The sequence below is a fragment of the Solirubrobacter soli DSM 22325 genome (assembly GCF_000423665.1).
GTDB lineage: Bacteria > Actinomycetota > Thermoleophilia > Solirubrobacterales > Solirubrobacteraceae > Solirubrobacter > Solirubrobacter soli.
In genome coordinates, this window is record NZ_AUIK01000056.1 from 1 (window position 1) to 1,505 (window position 1,505).

Genomic DNA, 1,505 nt, shown 5'->3' on the forward strand with positions numbered 1-1,505 from the left:
GTCCAGACCGCGGAAGGCGCCCTCACCGAGGTGCACTCGATGCTGCAGCGCGTGCGTGACCTGAAGGTGCAGTACAACAACGGCACCAACAGCTCCGACGACAAGGACGCGATCGCCGCCGAGGTCACGCAGATCGCGCAGGAGATCGGCAACATCACGACCCAGACGAAGTTCAACGGCACGGCCGTCTTCGGCTCGTCGGGCTTCACCTTCCAGGTGGGCGCCAATGACGGCGAGTCGATCACGACCACGGCGGCGAACTTCGCCAGCGGCATCGGGACGGCCGGCAACGGCGGCCTGTCGCAGATCACCTCGCTCGCCAGCCTCTCGGGCACCAAGACGGCGCTCGACTCGGGCGGCGCGCTCGGCGGCCTCTCGACGATCGACAACGCGATCAAGAACGTGTCGACGGCTCGCGCCAACTTCGGCGCGGTCCAGAACCGCCTCGAGCACCGTCTGAACAACCTGGCGACCTACCAGGAGAACCTGACGGCGTCGGAGAGCCGGATCCGCGACGTGGACATGGCCGCGGAGATGACCAAGTTCACGAAGTTGAACATCCTCCAGCAGGCCGGCACGAGCATGCTCGCGCAGGCCAACCAGGCGCCGCAGGGCGTCCTCTCGCTGCTGCGCTGAGCAGCTGTCTGAAAGACCACCGTAGTACTCAAGATCGGCCCTCCGGGGCCGATCTTCCAGTTCGAGGCGACAAGGAGTCGCTTCGTTCGCCCAACCACCCGATCAACAAGGAGTGTTGAATCATGGGCCTTCGTATCCAGAACAACGTCGAGGCGTTCAACACGCACCGGCAGCTGACCACGACCTCCACCGCGGCTGCGAAGTCGATGGAGAAGCTCTCGTCCGGCTATCGCATCAACCGTGCCGCCGACGACGCTGCCGGCCTCGCCATCTCCGAGAAGATGCGCGGCCAGATCGGCGGCCTCGCCCAGGCGCAGCGCAACGCGCAGGACGGCATCTCGCTCGTTCAGACCGCTGAAGGCGCGCTGACCGAGGTGCACTCGATGCTGCAGCGCGTGCGTGACCTGAAGGTGCAGTACAACAACGGCACCAACAGCTCGGACGACAAGGACGCCATCGCGGCCGAGGTCGCCCAGATCGGCCAGGAAGTCAAGAGCATCGTCACCGACACGAAGTTCAACGGGACCGCCGTCTTCGGCGCGGTCACGTTCGCCTTCCAGGTCGGCGCCAACGACTCCGAGACGATCACCACCACGGCGGCGAACTTCTCGGGCAACATGGGCGTGTCGGTCTCCGCCGGCCTCGCCGAGCTGACCGCGATCACGAGCGCCTCCGGCGCCGCCGCGGCGCTGAGCTCGGGCGGCCTGTCGACGATCTCGAACATCGACAACGCCATCAAGACGGTCTCCAAGGCCCGCGCGGACTTCGGCGCGGTCCAGAACCGCCTCGAGCATCGCCTGAACAACCTGGCGACCTACCAGGAGAACCTCACCGCTTCCGAGTCGCGGATCCGCGACGTGGACATGGCG

2 protein-coding genes are annotated in these 1,505 nt (G+C 66.2%); both read left to right on the plus strand.

Features of this window, described 5'->3' with window-relative positions:
• On the plus strand, nt 1-636 hold a 636-nt coding region (locus tag G569_RS0129495; RefSeq protein ID WP_028066081.1), incomplete at its 5' end, for a flagellin.
• A 122-nt stretch (nt 637-758) separates the two neighbouring features.
• On the plus strand, nt 759-1,505 hold a 747-nt coding region (locus G569_RS0129500), incomplete at its 3' end, for a flagellin N-terminal helical domain-containing protein (protein ID WP_028066082.1).